17 protein-coding genes are annotated in these 18,862 nt (G+C 61.0%); 8 read left to right on the top strand and 9 right to left on the bottom strand.

The features are described from left to right. Positions 1-180 precede the first annotated feature (180 nt). The 3 genes from repA (at position 181) to repC (ending at position 3,735) form a co-directional block, all read left to right on the top strand. On the top strand, positions 181-1,377 hold the full coding sequence (gene repA, locus HOY34_RS07900) for a plasmid partitioning protein RepA (protein WP_172361658.1): 1,197 nt from the start codon (positions 181-183) through the stop codon (positions 1,375-1,377). A gap of 2 nt (positions 1,378-1,379) precedes the next feature. Continuing rightward, entirely contained in the window at positions 1,380-2,375 is a 996-nt protein-coding gene (gene repB / locus HOY34_RS07895; RefSeq protein ID WP_172361568.1) for a plasmid partitioning protein RepB, read from the top strand. A gap of 262 nt (positions 2,376-2,637) precedes the next feature. Further along, positions 2,638-3,735 carry a plasmid replication protein RepC gene (gene repC / locus HOY34_RS07890; protein WP_172361566.1) on the top strand — a complete coding sequence of 366 codons (1,098 nt, stop codon included), beginning with the start codon at positions 2,638-2,640 and terminating at the stop codon, positions 3,733-3,735. Between the two features lie 42 nt (positions 3,736-3,777). Here the strand turns inward: repC and HOY34_RS07885 are convergent, their stop codons facing one another. The 4 genes from HOY34_RS07885 to HOY34_RS07870 are packed head-to-tail and all read right to left on the bottom strand — an operon-like array spanning position 3,778 to position 9,787. After that, on the bottom strand, positions 3,778-7,128 hold the full coding sequence (locus HOY34_RS07885; protein WP_172361564.1) for an error-prone DNA polymerase: 3,351 nt from the start codon (positions 7,126-7,128) through the stop codon (positions 3,778-3,780). Beyond that, positions 7,125-8,594 carry a Y-family DNA polymerase gene (locus HOY34_RS07880; protein ID WP_172361562.1) on the bottom strand — a complete coding sequence of 490 codons (1,470 nt, stop codon included), beginning with the start codon at positions 8,592-8,594 and terminating at the stop codon, positions 7,125-7,127. The genes HOY34_RS07885 and HOY34_RS07880 overlap by 4 nt, the downstream gene beginning before the upstream one ends. After that, positions 8,548-9,123, bottom strand: coding sequence for an ImuA family protein (locus HOY34_RS07875; RefSeq protein WP_366926934.1), 576 nt, complete (start codon positions 9,121-9,123; stop codon positions 8,548-8,550). Before HOY34_RS07875 ends, HOY34_RS07880 begins: the two co-directional genes overlap by 47 nt. Further along, positions 9,107-9,787 (bottom strand): SOS response-associated peptidase, encoded by a 681-nt coding sequence (locus HOY34_RS07870; protein ID WP_172361560.1) that lies wholly within the window; start codon positions 9,785-9,787, stop codon positions 9,107-9,109. The genes HOY34_RS07875 and HOY34_RS07870 overlap by 17 nt, the downstream gene beginning before the upstream one ends. A 96-nt stretch (positions 9,788-9,883) precedes the next feature. Here HOY34_RS07870 and HOY34_RS07865 point away from each other — a divergent pair, with 96 nt between their 5' ends. The 3 genes from HOY34_RS07865 to HOY34_RS07855 all read left to right on the top strand — a co-directional run bounded on the left by HOY34_RS07865 (position 9,884) and on the right by HOY34_RS07855 (position 13,789). Continuing rightward, positions 9,884-10,147, top strand: a complete 264-nt coding sequence (locus HOY34_RS07865; protein WP_172361558.1) for a WGR domain-containing protein — start codon at positions 9,884-9,886, stop codon at positions 10,145-10,147. A gap of 119 nt (positions 10,148-10,266) precedes the next feature. Next, complete coding sequence (locus HOY34_RS07860) at positions 10,267-11,319, top strand: AAA family ATPase (protein WP_172361556.1); 1,053 nt, start codon at positions 10,267-10,269, stop codon at positions 11,317-11,319. Further along, positions 11,246-13,789 (top strand): S8 family peptidase, encoded by a 2,544-nt coding sequence (locus tag HOY34_RS07855; RefSeq protein WP_172361554.1) that lies wholly within the window; start codon positions 11,246-11,248, stop codon positions 13,787-13,789. The genes HOY34_RS07860 and HOY34_RS07855 overlap by 74 nt, the downstream gene beginning before the upstream one ends. 256 nt (positions 13,790-14,045) lie before the next feature. Here the strand turns inward: HOY34_RS07855 and HOY34_RS07850 are convergent, their stop codons facing one another. The 4 genes from HOY34_RS07850 to HOY34_RS07835 form a co-directional block, all read right to left on the bottom strand. Next, entirely contained in the window at positions 14,046-14,555 is a 510-nt protein-coding gene (locus HOY34_RS07850) for a LysE family translocator (RefSeq protein ID WP_172361552.1), read from the bottom strand. Between the two features lie 89 nt (positions 14,556-14,644). Next, entirely contained in the window at positions 14,645-15,046 is a 402-nt protein-coding gene (locus HOY34_RS07845) for a DUF2000 domain-containing protein (protein WP_172361550.1), read from the bottom strand. Positions 15,047-15,116: 70 nt separating this feature from the next. Further along, entirely contained in the window at positions 15,117-15,923 is an 807-nt protein-coding gene (locus tag HOY34_RS07840) for an AraC family transcriptional regulator (RefSeq protein WP_172361548.1), read from the bottom strand. A 58-nt stretch (positions 15,924-15,981) separates the two neighbouring features. Continuing rightward, positions 15,982-16,197: a DNA -binding domain-containing protein gene (locus tag HOY34_RS07835; protein WP_366926933.1), complete on the bottom strand. Its 216-nt coding sequence runs from the start codon at positions 16,195-16,197 to the stop codon at positions 15,982-15,984. Here HOY34_RS07835 and HOY34_RS22050 point away from each other — a divergent pair. Then, positions 16,109-16,477, top strand: a complete 369-nt coding sequence (locus HOY34_RS22050) for a hypothetical protein (protein ID WP_253944319.1) — start codon at positions 16,109-16,111, stop codon at positions 16,475-16,477. The genes HOY34_RS07835 and HOY34_RS22050 overlap by 89 nt on opposite strands. A gap of 113 nt (positions 16,478-16,590) precedes the next feature. Here HOY34_RS22050 and HOY34_RS07830 read toward each other — a convergent pair whose 3' ends face one another. Next, positions 16,591-16,899 (bottom strand): phasin family protein, encoded by a 309-nt coding sequence (locus HOY34_RS07830; RefSeq protein ID WP_172361546.1) that lies wholly within the window; start codon positions 16,897-16,899, stop codon positions 16,591-16,593. 132 nt (positions 16,900-17,031) lie between these two features. Here HOY34_RS07830 and HOY34_RS07825 point away from each other — a divergent pair, with 132 nt between their 5' ends. Beyond that, a complete protein-coding gene (locus HOY34_RS07825) occupies positions 17,032-18,858 on the top strand; it encodes a PHA/PHB synthase family protein (protein ID WP_253944306.1) in 1,827 nt (608 codons plus the stop codon). Positions 18,859-18,862 lie beyond the last annotated feature (4 nt).

Raw genomic sequence — 18,862 nt, 5'->3', positions numbered from 1 at the left:
GCATCCTTGCCCTCCAGATACAGCGTTACCATGCGCGCGCTCAGCAACATGTAGAGGAGAAAAAAGCTTGTAAGAACCTCGCGTTCCTGCCATTTCTGCCTAAGAACGCTAAACAGAAAAATAAACCAAGCAAGCGTTCACAGAGCAGTAGAGCCGGAACAGCCGGACACGAGGCGTATGATGAACGAGCAGGCAACCCGCATCGACCGCAGGATCCAGGCCATGGCAACCCGCCTAAGCCGTTCTCTCGATACGAACATGCGGAACTCGTTTCTTCCTGATGCGACCAAGGAGTTGAGACGGTTTAGCGCTGCTGAAGCCGCAGACTTGATCGGGGTTTCTCTAGATCATCTTCGCAAGCAGTTCTTCAATGACAAGGTTGAGCTTGAGGTCGAGACGGACAGTCGTGGCAGACGCTCTTTCACGGCCGAGCAAGTTGATACCACACGCCATATCATCGCGCAGGATAGCCGTGCCAAGAAGTTCCAGTATCTGGTCCCCGGTCGGCGCGCCGACGACAAGCTTCAGATTCTGTCAGTAGCGAACTTCAAAGGCGGAGCAGGAAAGACAACCACTGCTATTCACTTAGCCCAGAAGCTCGCCCTAGATGGCTACCGCGTCCTCGCAATCGATCTTGATCCTCAAGGAAGCCTGACATCGATGTTCGGGCTTCGCCCGGAAATTGAATTCGCCGAAATGGGCACGGTCTACGATGCCATGAGGTATGAAAACCCCGTTCCTTTCAACGACATCGTTAGAAAGACCTACTTTCACAATCTGAACTTGGCTCCCGCCGGTCTCCTTCTGTCAGAGTTTGAGACAGAGACGGCCCATGCGCTAAGGCACAATCTGCAGCCGCCTTTCTATCAGCGGCTTGCCCTGTGCATCGCAGACGTCGAAAACGACTACGATGTAGTGGTAATTGACTGTCCGCCGCAGCTCGGGTTCATAACACTCTCTGCGCTTGTGGCGTCGACGGGTCTACTCGTGACCGTTGTGCCAAGCATGCTCGACGTCGCCTCGATGGCGCAGTTTTTACAGCTCGCTGCCACTCTCATGGAGACAATTGCAGATGTCGGGGCGTCACCTGACTGGGATTTTATGAAGTTCCTCATTACGCGTTTTGAGCCGAATGACGGACCGCAAACGCAGATGGCGGCCTTCCTGCGGACAATGTTCGGCGACGATGTTCTGACCCAAACTTTCCTCAAATCCTCCGCCGTTTCTGACGCGGGTCTGACGCAACAGACACTTTATGAGATCAGCCGCAGTGACTTCACCCGCCAGACTTATGATCGCGCAATCGAGTCGATCAATGGCGTCGTCTCCGAAATTGAAGCGCTGATCCAGTCCGCCTGGCACCGGAAGGACACCTGATCATGGCTAGAAAAATCCGCTTCGAAATAGCCGGAGATGAGACTGGAAGCCCCCTCCCCCAACAACCACCCATGTCCGATGCGCCGTCCAAAGCGCCGTCTCTTTCTGCCATGGCCAAGTCACTTCACGCAGCCGCGGCGTCGAGTATCCGAGAAATAGAGACCAAGCTCATTGATGAATCCCAGTTCAAAGACCGAATTGCGGACGACGATCCGGACGTCATAGACCTTGCCAACAGCATTCGCGAACAGGGCCAGCTGATCCCGATCCTTGTCAGTCCATCGGCGGGCGGCAGGTTTCGGATTGTCTACGGGAGACGGCGTCTCGCCGCATTGCGTAGCCTCGATCTGCCCGCCAAGGCCTTGGTTCGGGACCTCGAGGAAGACGAGGCTATTATTGCGCAAGGTCAAGAGAACACCTTTCGTAAAGACTTGAGCTGGATTGAGAAGGCACTCTTCGCCAAGCAGTTGGACGACGCAGGAAAGTCAGACGAACTGATTTGCGATGCGCTCAACATCGACCAGAAAGCCCGAAGGAGCGGCGAAAAACTCACCGGGCTCTCTCGGATGAGGCAAGTCATGAGCAAGCTCGACCATGGGCTTGTAGACGCTGTTGGACCCGCCCACAAGGTCGGTAGGGACCGGTGGTATAGAGTAGCGCAAATGATTGAAAAAGCAGGGTTTCCGCCCGGAAACCAACGCGAATTTGTGCTTGGTGTTTTAGAGATGCGTGATCGTGGCGCGATCTCTGACGACCGTTTCGATGAGTTGGAACGTATGGTATCTGCGGCGCTCAAAGCCACATCATCTCGTCAGAAGTCGGTTGCACCGCAAAGCGCAGCATCAAGGATCGGCATCGTCAGGTCCAATACGCGCAGTGCTACCATCACTGTCACAAGTGCAAGTTCGCAGGCCTTGCATCAGTGGATCTCAACAAACCCTGAACAAGCACTTCTTGCGCTTGTTGAAGCACAGAAAAAGACAGAGCAGCAACAATAGAGGAGCACAAATCAGACAGAAAAGGCCTCCCGAGAGGTATCCCGAGAGGCCCGAAGCTAGAAAGGGCGCCAACCCTTTTTTCGCACAGTGTATAGCGAGACTCTAGCTCAGGGCTGATTCTACTGCAACATCGCATAAGCGGTGAACGGAAGAATTTTGGGCATTGCTGACCTTTTGTCCCGCTGCTTACCGCAGGACGCAGCAGGTTTTTGCATCTCCAGTTCGAGATATCATCAGGATTCCTCTGTCTGCGTGAAGTGACATGCAGAACATCCAACAATACCGTCGCCAGGCGTCCTGTTCGCTTGCGCCCACTGACCCTCGCTGGGCCGCTTTTGATATCGTCCGAAAAGCCCGCAAAGCCCTGGGTCTCAAGGATCGGAGCATTGCCGTTCTGAGAGGACTTCTCTCGCTTATCCCTACTCAGGACTGGAACCGCTCACCCTTCGTCCATGCTTCCAACACCACGCTGCAGGAGCGCTGCGACGGCATCGACGAACGAACCCTGCGGCGCCACCTCGGTAGACTCGAAAGCATCGGACTTATCTATCGGCAGCAAAGTCCCAATCGAAAGCGTTACACGGTCCGCGATGAGACGGGCTTCATTGTTCTGTCATATGGTTTCGACGTTTCCCCGTTGCGAGATGCCCTTCCGCGACTACAAGCTCTTGCGGAACAGGAAGCATATACAGCAGCTCAGATCCAAGCCCGTAAAGCCCTGCTTAGGGATCGCCTTTACCAAACCATCCAACGCCATCCCGAACGTGAACAGGACCTCTTGTCACTGTACAGACTTCTGCGCCGAAACACTTCAGTAGAAGCCTTGGAAGACGCAATCTCCAAGCTGGATGACTTCACATCGGCTCAAAGACTCCAATCATGCGAGCATGAATCAACAAATTTGTCCGACAGCGACGGTCAAATTGACCGAGACATTCATAGTTCAAATAAAGAATCTATAGAATTAGAACAAACAGCACCTGCAACAAAGCCAAACCACCACAAAAGCGCCCCCGTATCACTCGGCGAATGCTTAGCGCGTGCCAGCACAGCTATGGAATTCGCGCTTACCCCACCGAAGACATGGAGTGACCTCTGCAATCTGGCCAACCAGCTAGGTCCGAGCCTAGGTATTCGAGAAAGTATGCTGCAAGACGCTCGCTCCGTACTTGGAGAGCAGGGTCACACTCTAGCAGTTCTTGGCCTCACACAAGCTTATCCCCAAATCAGGCAACCAGCTGTTTACCTGCACTCGCTACTGAAAAAAGCTCAAAACGGTGCACTTAACGTCCATCGAATGTTTCGATCCCTTACTGCCGCGCACAGACACAGACAGTTTCCGGCCGGAAACCACGCTTAGACAAGGGTTTACGTGACAAACGTCCACGAATCTATCTGATGATCAGTGAAAATCCCTGCTGGGGAACAGCTTTCGCGCCTGCTCGCGAGGATGCCGCGCAACCGCCCTGCCCCCGGTTCGGATCGGCCGCATCGTCTCCCCTGCCCGCTCGGTCTCAGCCCCGATCTTCAACTGCTGCCCAATCGTCGCAAGGCGCGGCGAAAGATCTTCAATCTGCTCTGCAACGAGGTGAACGACGGCGCCATCCCGCTCTATCCTGCCAGTCACCCGCAACAGCCGTCCGGCAATCACCGCCTTTCGGAAGGCCTCATAGACATTCTTCCAGACCACGACATTGGCAACACCGGTCTCATCTTCCAGTGTGAGGAAGACCACGCCAGACGCGGTTCCCGGTCGTTGCCGGGTGATGACGAGGCCCGTGACGATCACCCTGCCCTTCGCCCCAACCAGCCGCTCATGTGGTAGGCTTTCCGGCAAGTTTGGCCGCAACAGCTCCAGCGGATGAGCCCGCAACGAAAGCCGAAGCGCCAGATAGTCCTCGATCACCTCTTGTCCAAGAGTCATCTGCGGAAGATGCACAGAAGGCTCCGTGCCCCCTTCCCCATCCATGCCGAACAATGGCAGCGGTTTTGGCGCCTTCAGGGATTTCGCTTGCCACAGCATGTCACGCCGGTTCTGCCCCAGGCAGGCACAGGCGTCCCCTTCCGCCAGGCGCTCCAGCGCATCAGGATGGACCCCTGCCCGTCGCCACAGGCTCTCGACATCGGGATAGCCGTTACCACGGGCGGCGACGATCCAGCCCGCATCTTCCTCCCGCATGCCCTTGATCTGTCGGAACCCGAGCCTCAAGGCGAGCGCATCGTCCGGGCGGCGCTCCAGCGTGCAATCCCATTCCGAATGGTTCACCGAGACCGGCCGCACCTCGACACCGTGATCCCGGGCATCCCGGATCAGCTGCGCAGGTGCGTAGAAGCCCATCGGTTGCGCGTTCAGCAATGCGCAGGTGAAGATCGCCTGATGATGATGCTTCAGCCAGGCTGAGATATAGACCAACCGCGCAAAGCTCGCGGCGTGGCTTTCCGGGAACCCGTAGCTGCCAAAGCCCTCGATCTGAGCAAAGCAGCGTGCCGCGAACTCGGCGTCATAGCCGCGTGCCAACATGCCGCCGATGAACCGATCCCGGAACGAGCCAATGGTTCCCATGCGTTTGAAGGTCGCGAGGCTGCGGCGCAGCCGGTCCGCTTCCACCGGCGAGAAGCCCGCCGCGACCACGGCGATCTGCATCGCCTGTTCCTGAAACAGCGGAACACCATAGGTGCGTCCAAGCACTTCCATCATCGCAGAGCCCAGATCCTCGACCTTCTCCTTCCCCTGTCGGCGATTGATGAAGGGATGCACCATGCCGCCCTGGATCGGGCCAGGCCGGACGATGGCGACCTCGCAGACGAGATCGTAGAATTTGCGCGGCTGCATACGGGGCAGGAAGTTGAGCTGCGCCCGGCTTTCCACCTGGAAAACCCCGATGGCATCGGCACGGCAGAGCATTTCATAGACCTGACCATCCTCCGTCGGGACATTTGCCAGCGTCAGCCTCCTGCCCCGGTGATCCTCGATCAACCCGAAGGCTTTGCGGATAGCCGTCAGCATGCCAAGCGCAAGGATATCCACCTTCAGAAGGCCGAGTGCGTCGATATCGTCTTTGTCCCATTCAATAACGGTGCGATCTTCCATGGCCGCGTTCTCGATCGGACACAGCTCGTCCAGCCGGCCATGAGTGATGACGAAACCGCCGACATGCTGCGACAGGTGCCGGGGAAAGCCGATGATCTCGCCAATCAGCTGCATGGCCAGCGCGACACGGGAGTTGTCCGCGTTCAACCCGGCATCCCGCAATCGGTCCTCTCCCGGAGCCGAAGAAGATGATCCCCAGATCTGCCCCGAGAGCCGGGCGATCACATCCTGGCTCAGCCCCATGACCTTGCCGACCTCACGGATCGCAGCCCGGGACCGGAAATGGATCACGACAGCGGTCAGGCCAGCGCGCTCGCGTGTGTAGCGCTCATAGATCCATTGGATCACTTCTTCCCGCCGCTCGTGCTCGAAGTCGACGTCGATGTCGGGTGGCTCGCCGCGGTCCTTCGAGATGAAACGTTCGAAGATCAGGGTAATGCTCTCCGGCGGGACCTCGGTTATGCCAAGAAGATAGCAGACCACCGAATTGGCGGCCGAGCCGCGCCCCTGGCAGAGGATCCCACGGGACCGTGCGAAGACCACGATGTCATGGACCGTCAGGAAGTAAGGTGCGTAATCCACCTCGGCGATCAGCCGCAGTTCCTTCTCGACCCGCGTCAAGATCTTTGGCGGGGCCCCGTCGGGATACCGAAGCTGGAGTCCCTCACGGGCCAGACGCTCCAGCCTTGCCTGTGCCGGTTCGCCATCCTGTGCTTCATCGGGGTATTGGTAGCGCAGCTGGTCGAGCCGGAAGGCGCAGCGGTCTGCGATCTCGACCGAGCGGCGGATCGCCGCCGGGTAACGATGGAACATCCGGGCCATCTCGGCGCCGGACTTCAGGCGGCGTTCACCATTGGCCAGCCGTCGCTCGCCGATGGTATCGATGGTGCAGCCCTCACGCAGGCAGGTCAGCACATCCGCCAGCGGCCGGCGTGCCGAGCGGTGCATCATGACTTCACCCACGGCGACCTTGGGCAAGCCGGTGGCCTGGGAGAGGATGGCGATCCGGTCTATCCGCTCCTGATCCTGTCCGTCATAGAAGGGCGCTGCCCCGAGATAGCATTGCCCGGCGAATCTGCGGGAAACCTGTCGAAGGCTGGTCTCTATCCGATGCAGCGCGGGCGGCTCGGCGTCCAGGACATCTGGCGGCAGCGCGATCAGGATCATGCCCAGGCCCCAGTCCAGCAGATCCGCCTCCTGCAGATAGCACTCGCCCTTTGGGGCGCGGCGCTTGCCGAGGGACAGGAGCCGGGTCAACCGCGACCAGGCGTTTATATCTGTGGGCAGGGCCAGCCATTCGACGAGACTGTCGGTGAAGGCCAGACGGGCGCCGGGGATCAGGCGGGGCAGGGGGCTCTCCGGTTGCATCCCCGCAACGCTCGGGGTCTGGCCGCTTAACAGCTGCTGCCGGCTGGACGGATCGGTAACCTGCTTTGACCGGATCGCCGGACCTTCGTCACCGGCATGTTCGGCTTCCCGCAGCCGCGCCAATTCCTCCAGTGCCGAGAAGGCCCGAACCACACCGGCCACCGAATTCCGGTCGGTGATCGCGATGGCCGTCAGCCCCAGTTCGGCTGCCCGCGTCACCAGTTCTTCGGGATGCGAAGCGCCCGTTAGGAAGGTGAAGTTGGTGGTGACACAAAGTTCGGCATAGGCGGTCACAGGAATGTCCCCTGCACGGCCCAGGCCGGAGCCATGGGAGTATGGAAGAGCCAGAGCCGTGGCCCTTCCTTCGTCTCGATCCGCCAATAGTCCCGAACGCCGCTGCGCCAGGCGGGATCATCGAGCCACCATTCCGGAGTGATCCTCTCCGGCCCGGCCGCGCGCAGGGTGGTGAAGCTCATTCGACGCCAGCGAAACCGCGCCGGGGGATGCCCGGAGGCGGAGGTGACCGGCTCCGGCGGGAAAATCATGGCCGGTCGGCGGGGACGCTTGCGGAAGGGCAGGGAGGTCGCCTCGCTATAGGCGGCTGGCACCGTCAGGAAGCTGCGCTCCGGTATACGGCTCTCGGCGGGCAGAAACCGCAGGACGTGGTCGAAGCCCAGCCGATTGCCGAGGCGGGAGATCAGGTCGTTGAGCTCGTCTTCCTGCCGGACCTTCGCCTCTCCGATCTGTTGTGGAGCCAGGGGTTCGGTCACCACGGCCTCGATCCGAAGCGCGTCGATCCCATAGCCGGAATCGACCTCCTCGACGCCCTTGCGGAACAGCGCCGATATGCGCTCGGGATCCCGCATTGCCCGCGCAAGACCAACCTCGACCGTGACGGTCGCCTTGTCGACCCGACGCAGTTCCAACCGGACGCGCCGCGCGCCCATATGGGCTGAGGCCAGTTTGCCGCAAAGGCGCTCGAGCAGACGGTCCAGCCCCGCCATGACATCACCCGTTAACCCGATCGGTTCGGGCAGGGTCATCCGTACCCCGAACTGCGGCGCCTCGGGCTGGGCACCGACAGGCTCAGGCATGGTGCCGAGCATCTGGTCCAGCGTCGTGACCAGCCCCGCCCCGAACCGGCGCGCGAGCGGAGCCCGGGGCAGGGGGATCAGATCGGCGATGCGAGAAAGCCCCATGCGCGACAGCCCCTCGGAAATCTCCGGCGAGATACGCAGCGCCGAGACCGGCAGATGGCCGAGCCGTTCCGCCAGCAAGCCATCGGGCACGATCCCGCCGCCATGCCGCGCCAGCGCATGTGCGCCGCCACGGCTGCCAGCAATCGCGCTTTGCGCGTTCAGCCCCGCCCGGATCAGCCGGGCCTGGAGATCGCCGCGCAGATCCTCCTCGCCGCCAAAGAGATGTGCGACCCCGGTGATATCCGCGATCAACCCGTCATCGCCGTCTGTTGCGACTTGGGGCGCATAGCGCACCACCCACCGGCGCAAAGCCACAAGGGCTGCCGTCTCACGCACGGGATCCGCGAGGCGGGTCGCCAGATCGGGCACAAGGGCGCGGGCATCTGCCAGGGGCATGCCGCGATGCAGACCCTGAGCTTGCGCAGCGGCATTGAGACAGCGCAGCTCATCGGCATTGCCCGCGCGATGCGTCAGGGCAAAGGGCCCCTCGACGGGGCGCGTCCGCAGGCTGACGTCACTGGCCAGCCTCGGAAACCATATGGCAAGCAGTCGTCGCGCCATCCCACTGTACGGCCCAGAGTCCAAGAGTTCCTGATTTGTTCTTATTAAGACTCCACTGATGGCGAGTCGAGTCCGCAGGCCCGGCTGCCGGATCACATTTCCAGCGGGTCTCGGCCGCGTTGCATCCCTGACCTTCGCGGATCAGCAGCAGGCCGGTGGTTTGCCCGGCCTCAGCGGCCAGCTGAAGCCGCCGTCCTGCGGTCAGGCTGAGCGGCTTGGCAGGTTCGCCGATAACGAGGCCGGAAGGCCGTGCCCGCAAGGTCTCCTCGATCGCCCAGAGAAGGTCGGTTTCCGAGCGGGTCTCGATCAGATGCAGGCGTTCGCCGATGCCGGCCGGCAATCCCCGTGCCATGGGGCGCAGGGGTTCGTGCTGCGGCAGAATCCAGAAGAGCGGACCCGGGTGCCGGGAGGCCTGGAAGAGAGCGAAGGTGTTTCTGCCCGCGCCTTCCGCTTCAAGGACACGGGCAGGGGCCAGGCTGAAGGGGTCGGTCATGGCCGTCGAGAGTGGCCGGTCACGCAGGATCTTCACGCGCGCCCTCCAGAACGATTTCCAGGGCGCCGTCGGGCAGGGGTCGCTGCAGGCGCAGAGCCTGTTCTGTTGGCGCCGTCAACCAGGTCCGCCACTCCTCCGATCGGGTCAGGATCACCGGCATCGCTTTCTCATGGACCGGTCGCACCTCGCGATTGGGGGCACAGGTGAGGAATCCGAACAACTCGGCCGTCACCTCGCCTTCCTTCAGCTTGCGCACAGAGGTCCATTCGGTTCGGATGCCGGCGAAGAAGGCCAGCGGTCGATCTGGCCCGAGGGCAAACCAGACCGGATGGTTGCGCGGCGCACCAGCCCTTCCGTCGATCTCGGAAAAGCTGGTGAAGGGGACCAGGCAACGATGCTCGACCCCGAGCCATCGGCGCCAATGCGGCGAAGCTGCATTGCGGATATTGGTCACCCCGGGGTCCGTGCGCTTGCCTTCTAGATAGGCGGGCGGGGTCGGCATGCCCCATCTTGCTTTGGTCAGCTGCCAGCCTCGCCCCGGGGCAGGGCGAATGATCGGTGCGCGATAGTCGGGCCAGATGCCCGGCATCGGCGGGAGGTTTCCGGTGTCGTCGATTAGCTCTTCATCGGGTTCCATGACCTCCTGGAACACCTTGCGCATCGCGTCCTGGCTCTTGGCATGGGAATATAAATTGCACATCTGGCTCTCCCGAGTCGGGGAAATCGGAATAAGAGGGAACATTGACAGAACAAACGTGGTTTGAGAAGATTCCGTCTAATGGGTTTGGAGCCTGGAATGTTCGATTTGCCGGTGCAATGTGAGGTCTTCCCGCGCGAGATCAAGTTGAAACGGATCGATGCCTCCTGCAACATGAAGCGGTTTTACCGGATGACCATCGAGCGCGATCTTTTCGGCGGCTCCAGTCTGATCCGCGAATGGGGCAGGATCGGCTGCCGTGGTCAGCTGCTGGTCGAGCGGCATGGCGACGAGGGACAGGCGATCAACGCCCTGCTCAAACTCGCACGAACGAAGCGCAACCGGGGCTATGGGGACGAGTAACGTCTCCCCCGTCCGCCGCGGGCGGCCATATATGGCCCTGGAGTGATTTGTGGGCAAGACACTCCCTCAAATTCCGTTTAGGATTCAGCGAAGCAGCGAGACCTCTGATTGATTGAACCATGGCGCGAAGTGACCTCCTGATAGCCCTTGTGCGCGCCGGCGCTGCCGGTGATCGGGAAATGCTGCGCTCTACGACCGAGGCGCTCGTGGCAGAAGAGCGCGCGCAAAACCATCATATCGTCGCCGACCGTCTTGAGAAGGCGATGGCCAATGTTCCCGTCGCACCGCCACCCCTGACATCCGCCGCGATCCTGTCAGGAGCAGGCAAGGAAGCCATTCTGGAGGTCGATCCGCGGGCCCGAATGGAGCAGTTGCTGCTGCCGCTGCCCGTCCAGGAAAACGGGCGTCAACTGGTGCAGGAACACGTTCGGGCCGATGTACTGCGGGCGCATGGCTATGAGCCGCGACATCGCGTGCTGCTCTCGGGACCTCCCGGAAACGGAAAGACCTCTTTTGCCGAGTCCATCGCCGAGGCACTTGGCCTTCCGTTTTTTGTGGTCCGGTACGACGCTCTGATCGGCAGCTATCTGGGCGAAACCAATACACGGCTTCGGAAGCTTTTTGACTATGTTCGTACCCGTCCGAGCGTCCTCTTCTTCGATGAATTCGATGCGATCGGTAAAGAGCGTGGTGACACACACGAAACGGGCGAGATCAAGCGGGTCGTCTCTTTCCTGTTGATGCAACTCGACCAGCTACCGAGCTATGTCATCGTCGTGGCGGCGACAAACCACGGAGAACTGCTGGATAAAGCTGTCTGGAGGCGCTTCCAGTTACGCCTTGATTTTCCAGCCCCCGATACCGCCAGAGTTGAAGAATTTCTTGACCGGGTGATCTCTCATTGGCCAGATAGACCACGCCTTGCGATCCGCACCATTGCGGGAAAACTCGGGGCAGTGAGCTATGCCGAGGCGCTGGATTTTTGCCAGAGTGTGCGCCGCAGGCAGATATTGGGGCTGGGAGAGGTTTCCGTCGACGCGGCACTGAAGATCGAACTCGATCTCTGGGCCTCCCGAGTGAGGCCGGAGGCATTACTGAATGGTCAGCGACCCGGGAAAACCACTGCTGCGGCTCGAACCCGGCAAGCCAAGTCCGCGCCTGAAGAAGGATAGCCCCGGCTTTCCGCCGCCACTGCCCAAGTACCAGCGGGACGCTCAGGGTAAGAAGCTTGGTCCCAGGTTTCAGCGCCTTGCAGATGTCCTCGCGCGAGACCCGGCTGGTCTTGAACTCAGGCAAGATCCGTCTGCGCTGGCACCTGAACGATTGCTGGTCTTTGAGGCTCGGGGAAGCATTCAGAATTTTGCTAATGCGATCAAAAAGGTGCCAGGCCTTGAACTGATAGACGAGGAGGAGCTGCTACCCTCCGACGATGACAAGCAGCCGGTCGCCTATCTTCTCGTGCCAGATGCCACAGCCTTGTCCCAGATCCTCCGGCTTTGGACGATTTGGCTACGCTCCGGTACTCTTGGGACCGGCTTCGCTCCGTGGCGGGATGTGTTCGATTGTTTGCGCGATCTTCGCCCGTGGGGGCCCTCAGACAGGGTGCAGGGGTCAGACCGTGATATCCTCGCCGAGCAGGTCGCAGGGCGTAGCGACGACGATATGATTGCTTTGGAAATCGAACTGGTTTTCCGCGCAGCGGAGAGGGCAGGGGCCTCCAACGAAGCCGAACTGACAAAGGCAATTCGGGCGCATGACGGCAGTATCGTCAGCCGCGCAAGGCTGGCTGACATAGCGTATCATGCGGTTCTGGCCCGACTGCCGGTTCGTGCGATCCTGGCGATCATTGAGCGGGCGCAGTCCAGTATCGCTGGCCTGGATTCCGTGATGCATATCCGCCCTCAAAGCGTGGCGACAGCAGTCGAGGTCGAAGACATGCTGCCGCTCCAGGCAGCAGCACCAGATGGTGAGCTCTCGAAGGATGCCATCCTTGCGCTTCTGGACGGCGTTCCTGTTGCGGGGCACCCCTTGCTGCGTCGCCATCTGATCGTCGAAGACCATTTCGGACTGGAGCCGGCCGCCTTGGTAAGCCAGCGGGTACATGGCACCGCGATGGCTTCTCTTATCATACATGGGGACCGGAACCGGACCGAAGCGCCTTTGCCGCGACAGATTCATTGCATACCTGTCCTCGGAACCTCCGACGAGTTTCCGCAGGACAGATTGATCGTGGATGTCATCTATCAGGCGATCGTGCAGATGCGTGATGGCGCTGACCCGACCGCACGGCATGTCATCATCGTCAATTTGTCCCTCGGTAACCGTCACCGCCAGTTTCAGGGGCAAATGTCCCCATGGGCCCGACTCCTCGACCGTCTGGCTCACCGATACGGGATCCTCTTCCTTGTCAGCGCCGGCAATGTCGTTCGGGATTTCGAGGTTCCGGCCTTCGCAACCAGTCTGGCTTTCGAGGGGGCGACACCAGACGCCAGATCCGCAGCGCTGATCCAGGCCATCGTCGGCATTCAGGCGGACAGAAGGCTTCTTGCTCCGGGCGAAACCGTGAACGGATTGACGGTGGGTGCCAAGAATTCAGATTGGGTGTCGATAACCGACCGCGCGGCCGCGCGTGCGAATGTCGATCCCTACCCAGTCCTGGACACTTCAAATCCATCCAGTGCCCTTGGGCCGGGTTTTGCAGGGGCAGTAAAACCCGATCTGCTGATGCCGGGTGCGCGCGAGCACCTCCGCGTCGTTGCAAGCGGGGCTGGCGGGGCAATCCGGGTCTCCCCCGGCCGGCCTGGCCGGGGTGCGGGGTTGAGAGTTGCTTCACCACCCTCCGGTCAAGGTCTTGAAGGGTCCGAGAGCTATACGAATGGCACGAGTGCTGCGACATCCATTGCCTCGCGCACGGCACACAGGATTCACGACGCGCTTGAAGCCGCCTACGGAGACCGTTTCCTTCAATTGCCCCCAAGAAACCGCGCGGCCCTCCTCAAGGCTCTCCTCGTGCATCCTGCACGCTGGCCAGATGCAACGGCAGCCTTCGTACGCCGGCTGCTCGGGCCACAGGGAAGCGGGCAGGCCTCCAAGCAGAAGGACAATATTCGGCGTTTTGTCGGTTACGGCCCGGTCGATGCAGATGAAGCAGTCGCCTGTGCAGGAGATCGTGCAACCTTCTGGGCAACAGGAGAGGTCGGACCTGAACAGCGGGTGCCGATCTCTATACCGATTCCAGCTGCCTATGGAGGCAAGCCGAGGCCGCACTCCTTCTCCGCCACGCTGGCCTGGTTTACGCCAGTCGTCGCGGCGCGCCGCTCTTACCGGTCTGTCAGGATGAAGATACTGGATCCGGATGGGATCGCTCAACTCAGCGTTAAAGCCCACCCGGATCAGCCAGATTTCAACCAGACCAACCGCGGCACTGTGTACACTCGCTCCTGGCGCGGAGAAAAAGCGGCGATTGTGACGGCTGAGATGACCATCCCGCTTTGGATACAGCGCGAACCGGATCAGGGAGAGCGGTTGGATGAGTCCGTTACCTTCGGTCTGGCCGTAACCATCGCAATGCCTGGGGTCACAGAGATCTATGAGCAGGTCAGGGACCGCCTGCGCGACGAACAGCGTGCTCCGGCAAGATAGAACTACAGGGCACTTCAGATGCAGTGCTAAGGTCGGGCAATGGCTTCCTGAAGGTGTGGGAATGTCAGCCGCGTTTCCAAAGGCAGTGCGAAATAGGCGTTCCTCAACTGACTTCGTTCTCCGATCATGTCTTGATCAGAAATGAAGCTATAGTCTGCGGGATCTCAGCGGGTATCCGTCGCGCAAGGCAGACTTTCATGCCTGATTCTTGCGGCGAAAGCTCCCATGGGTAAATCGATGTCGGGGCTCGAAGGCTTCACATAAACGTCCCGGCAAGCATCCACGCGACGGAAAGAACCAGCGCCAGCGCCATCAAGCAGTTGAACAGGCGCATCCGGCCCTGACCGATCCGCACGCCGCCCCATGCCCATAGCGTGAGCAACAGCCACCAGATCGAGCCGAACAGCGCGGCGAAGACCATTAGCCCCGTCGCGCGATCCGCCAGCGGCAGCACGAAGGTCGATAGCGAGGAAAACACGGCAAGCCATGCCTTCGGGTTCAATCCCTGCACCAGCGCGCCCGACCAGAAGCCCGGCGCATGGTCAAGGTCTTGCCGTTCCACCGTGCCGTCATCGCGTGCGAGGCCCCACGCCATCCAGAGCAGATAGGCGCTGCCGATCAGGGTCATTGGCTTGGCAAGCGCCAATATCCAGCCCGTTCCCGCCAGCATACCCGTGCCGAAGGCGAGAAACAGAACGAGGAAACTCGCGGTCGCGCCGGTGACGAAGGCCAGCGCCCGTGCAGCGCCATAGCGTGCGCCCGTCATCGCGCGATGATGTTGACCGGCCCCGGCGTCGCGGAGGCAGCCAGCGCGAAGCCGGACATGGCAAGAAGCGTCTCGAACGGCGGCATGGGTCAGCGCAGCAGCGGAAGACGGCCGCAAATGCGGTCCACGGCCTTGCGGGGACCGCCGATCAGGATCGCTTGCGGCGCGTGGCCGGCCAGCGGCGCGGCGGCGATGCGGGCGGTATAATCGGCATAATCCCGCGCCTCGAAAGCCGAGCGCAGATAGGCCAGCCGGATCGGCAGGTCTTCAGCGGCAAGAAACAAGGCGGGCAGATCGGAGGCTGGCGCACCGAGAACCGGCAGGGCGACGCTGGTGATGCCCGAAAGCGTCACGCCGTCCTGCGTCGGTGTCGCGGCTCCGACGAGTTCGGGCCGCAACTGGCCGAGGCTCATGCCGAGGACGGCGGCGAAATTGGTCTTCAGACCTGTGGGCAGGTCTTCGGCTAGGATAATGACGGGCTTGAACGACATGAAGAACGGTCTTTTTTTCGGAACGCTCTGACATGGTTCGGCCCTATCGGGATTGGATCAAATTGACCTTTCAGTGCCGGACCAGCGCACCCGGCGTCACGCCATAGTGACGGCGAAACTGCCGGATGAGATGCGCCTGATCGCAGAAGCCGGCCGCAATGGCCGCCTCTGCGGCTGGCGTGCCGTCCAGAAGCATCCGGCGCGCGTGATCGACACGGGCCTGCACGATATGGGCGTGGGGCGTCAGCCCTGTCGCGCGTTTGACGCTGCGGATCAGGTAGGACACGTTCAAGCTGGCCTCGCCCGCCAGCTCGGCGAGGGTCAGCGCCTCGCCGGCTTCAACCCCGGCCATGATCCGCGCCCTGACCAGCCTGACGGCGGCCGGCTCTCGGCCTGCCGCACGCAGCTCGGCCCCGCCATAGTGGGTGAACGCCTGAACCAGCACGTCATGGGTGGCTTCTTCGACGGCGATCTGCCAATCCGCCGTTGCTTGGGTGTTGAGGCGATGGGCCAGCGCAGCGAGTGCGTGCGTCACCTTCAACCCCCGGTCCTGCGGTGCGATAGCGGAAAACCCGCGCAGATGCCGCAAGCCGAGAATTGCGCGCACCGCGTCCTCGGAAGCATAGAGCATATTGTAGCGCACCCGGCCTGCGGCGGCATGGCCAGTATGGGGTTCCTCGGGGTTCATGAGCGACAGCGAACCGGCCGGCAGAACCATGCTCTCGCCCCGGCAGACATAGCCGCCCGCGCCTTCGGCGATTGCGCCGATGGCAAAGCCTTCATGGGCGTGGCGTCCGAAAGTCTGGGTGCTGAACGCGGCCTCGAAAAGTTCGATGCCGTGATGCCAGCCAAGATGATGGTAGAGATTTCGCTGCATGTTGAAGGATTAACACTGAGGCGCGGGACGTAGGAAGACAGGCCGGAGGGTCTTTGTGTCACTCTGGCTGTGTCTTTATCGGATAGCGCAACAGCAACCGATAACCGCCGCGAATCATCTTGATCCCATGCGTGACCAGGCGGCGGGCCTTGTTCTTGCGCGGATCGTTCTCGAAGCCCTCCTTGGTGCCGCGAAAGCCGAGCAGAACTTCGGCAGCTCTTGCCGCGCAGCCGGGCGTCTGGGGAACGCAGGAGGCACTTGTTGACCAACGCACGGTCGAACCCTCGCTGGCCCATTACGGCAACGACACTATCCGCACCCGAATTGTCGATACGCTCCGGCGGATCGACTGGCCCGGGCGCTATTCCGGGCGGGCTCTGCGCAACGCCTTCAATGATCGCTGGCACGGCGACGAGACAGGGCTGCGTCAGAAACTGCCGGCGCAGGAAAAGCTGTGGCAGGGCGCGGTCGAGACCGCAGATACCTCGGTAGTCGACCCTTTCGTTGGAGAGGCGATCAGTCCGGTGCAGTCTGCACAAGGGCGTTCGCTATAGGTCAGTCGCTGCATGGGCATGAGGTCGCGACTAATTTTCGTCAGCGAGAAGACCGTGTAATGATGAAGAGGCAATGCCGATGCAGCAGGGAAGCTCAGGTTTCTGCGGGCTGCTCAATCCGCCTTCTGAGCGACCGGAGTGATTGCGCCTGTCATGCGGGTGCTTTCTTCGATCACTTTGCGACAGAGGTTTTGGCAATGCGCGCTGGTAAGTGCGGCCACGTCCATCGGGTTGTTGACTGAAGCGAGCTTGGTAAGCCAGTCCGCCTGCAACTGTGAAAGGCTTGCTGCGGTTTGCATGCTTTCGCGCCACAGCGCCGATTGAAAGTGTTGCGGCTGTGTCGCCAGATCTGAGAAATGTTTGAACCAGCCGAACTCCAGAAAAGGCGAAGAATCGGCTTGGATCTTGGTTTGCGCCGTCATCAGACGTCTCCCTTCATGGTTGATGCGGAATTTTATCGTGCAACTTGCGATCTTTCCTTGATCCAGGTCAGCGGCGGTTGACTTGAGGGATGGTATGATCCGAGCCTGATGCGGCGATTTTTGAGGGAGCTGATGGCGGATAGCGACACGATGCAGTCGGAACCTGCGTCAAGAGAACCAGGACGCCTGAGCCAGCATGCGCCACTGCACGTCACTCAGGGCAATGAGGAAGCCCTTGGTCTTGCGGCGTTCCAGGCGCTTGACCGGATGCGGGAAGCGTTGGCGGGTCAGGTCACGGGAGGCGTGTCGCCGGGATCTGCGGCGCTGGCATTTTTCGACTGGGGGTTTCACCTGGCTTCGGCGCCGGGCAAGCAGGCCGAGTTACTCTGGAAGGCCGGGCGGAAGACGGGCCGGATCATGGCGCATCTGATGGGAAATGCCGCAAATCCGGAGGCACCATGGATTATCGAACCTTTGCCGGGGGATCGCCGTTTCACGCATGATGGTTGGCGAAAGCCGCCGTTCTCCTGGATGGCGCAGAGTTTCCTGCTGGGCCAGCAATGGTTGCACAATGTGACCCATGAGGTGCCTGGTGTGATGAAGCACCATGAGGATGTGGTGTCCTTTGCGGCAAAGCAGTGGCTCGACATGCTGTCGCCTTCGAACAACCCATTTTGCAACCCCGAGATTCTGGCACGCAGTTGGGCAATCGGCGGGATGAACTTCTGGCATGGCTGGAAGAACTGGGCCGAGGATGTTTCGCGCCAGATGACCGGCCAGCTGCCACCCGGCGTGGAGGATTTCGCGCCCGGCGCGGCTGTGGCGGTGACGCCGGGAAAGGTGGTGTTCCGCAATCACCTGATCGAGTTGATCCAGTATGCGCCTGCGACCGAAGATGTGCATCCGGAGCCGGTGCTGATCGTTCCTGCCTGGATCATGAAGTATTACATCCTCGACCTCAGCCCGGAAAACTCGCTGATCCGCTGGCTGGTGGGGCAGGGTCATACCGTCTTCTCGATCTCGTGGCGCAACCCGGATGCCGGGGATCGCGATCTGAGTATGGAGGACTACCGTCGTCTCGGCGTGATGGCAGCCCTTGATGCAGTGTCGGCAATCGTACCGGAAACGAAGGTTCATGCGGCGGGCTATTGTCTCGGCGGCACGCTCCTGTCGATCTCGGCGGCCGCGATGGCGCGGGAGGGGGAAGAGCGTCTGGCCTCGATGACGCTTCTGGCGGCGCAGGTGGACTTTACCGAACCGGGCGAGCTTGCGCTGTTCATCGACCCGAGCCAGATGCATTTCCTCGACAGCATGATGTTGAACCGGGGCTATCTCTCGGCCGATCAGATGGCCGGAGCCTTCCAGCTATTGCGCTCCAATGATCTGGTCTGGTCGCGGATGGTGCATGAGTATCTGATGGGCGAGCGTATGCTGATGAACGACCTGATGGCCTGGAATGCCGACAGCACGCGGATGCCGTGGCGGATGCATTCGGAATATCTGCAACGGCTGTATCTCGACAACGAACTCGCCACCGGGCGGTTCATGGTCGAGGGGGCGCCTGCAATGTTGCAGAATATCTGCCTGCCGATGTTCGTGGTGGGCACCGAGCGTGACCATGTGGCGCCGTGGAAATCTGTCTACAAAATCCATCAGCTGACCAATGGCGATGTGACCTTCGCGCTGACCTCGGGTGGTCACAACGCCGGGATCGTCAGCGAGCCGGGGCATCCCGGCCGCCGATACCGGATCGCCACCCAGTCCCATGGCGACCGGCTGTTGTCTGCCGCTGAATGGATGGCCGCGCATGATCCGGTACCTGGGTCCTGGTGGCTGGAATGGGCCGCGTGGCTGGCAAGGCAGTCCGGCGCACGGGCGGCGACGCCAACCATGGGCGCAGCCGAAGCCGGCTATCCTGTGCTCTGCGATGCACCGGGCAATTATGTCTTCCAGAAATGAGGCG

It is taken from the genome of Pseudogemmobacter hezensis, from assembly GCF_013155295.1.
Lineage (GTDB): Bacteria > Pseudomonadota > Alphaproteobacteria > Rhodobacterales > Rhodobacteraceae > Pseudogemmobacter > Pseudogemmobacter hezensis.
Note: the sequence above shows the minus strand (reverse complement) of the source record. Positions and strands in the feature narration are given on the sequence as shown.

Bases quoted from the DNA above. Each gene is read 5' to 3' on its own strand.
- HOY34_RS07830 (WP_172361546.1), bottom strand. From the start codon at position 16,899: ATGACGGCGCAAACCAAGATCCAAGCCGATTCTTCGCCTTTTCTGGAG.
- repC (WP_172361566.1), top strand. From the start codon at position 2,638: ATGCAGAACATCCAACAATACCGTCGCCAGGCGTCCTGTTCGCTTGCG.
- HOY34_RS07880 (WP_172361562.1), bottom strand. From the start codon at position 8,594: ATGGCGCGACGACTGCTTGCCATATGGTTTCCGAGGCTGGCCAGTGAC.
- HOY34_RS07825 (WP_253944306.1), top strand. From the start codon at position 17,032: ATGGCGGATAGCGACACGATGCAGTCGGAACCTGCGTCAAGAGAACCA.
- repB (WP_172361568.1), top strand. From the start codon at position 1,380: ATGGCTAGAAAAATCCGCTTCGAAATAGCCGGAGATGAGACTGGAAGC.
- HOY34_RS07870 (WP_172361560.1), bottom strand. From the start codon at position 9,787: ATGTGCAATTTATATTCCCATGCCAAGAGCCAGGACGCGATGCGCAAG.
- HOY34_RS07860 (WP_172361556.1), top strand. From the start codon at position 10,267: ATGGCGCGAAGTGACCTCCTGATAGCCCTTGTGCGCGCCGGCGCTGCC.
- HOY34_RS07855 (WP_172361554.1), top strand. From the start codon at position 11,246: ATGGTCAGCGACCCGGGAAAACCACTGCTGCGGCTCGAACCCGGCAAG.
- repA (WP_172361658.1), top strand. From the start codon at position 181: ATGAACGAGCAGGCAACCCGCATCGACCGCAGGATCCAGGCCATGGCA.
- HOY34_RS07845 (WP_172361550.1), bottom strand. From the start codon at position 15,046: ATGTCGTTCAAGCCCGTCATTATCCTAGCCGAAGACCTGCCCACAGGT.
- HOY34_RS07840 (WP_172361548.1), bottom strand. From the start codon at position 15,923: ATGCAGCGAAATCTCTACCATCATCTTGGCTGGCATCACGGCATCGAA.
- HOY34_RS07865 (WP_172361558.1), top strand. From the start codon at position 9,884: ATGTTCGATTTGCCGGTGCAATGTGAGGTCTTCCCGCGCGAGATCAAG.
- HOY34_RS07850 (WP_172361552.1), bottom strand. From the start codon at position 14,555: ATGACGGGCGCACGCTATGGCGCTGCACGGGCGCTGGCCTTCGTCACC.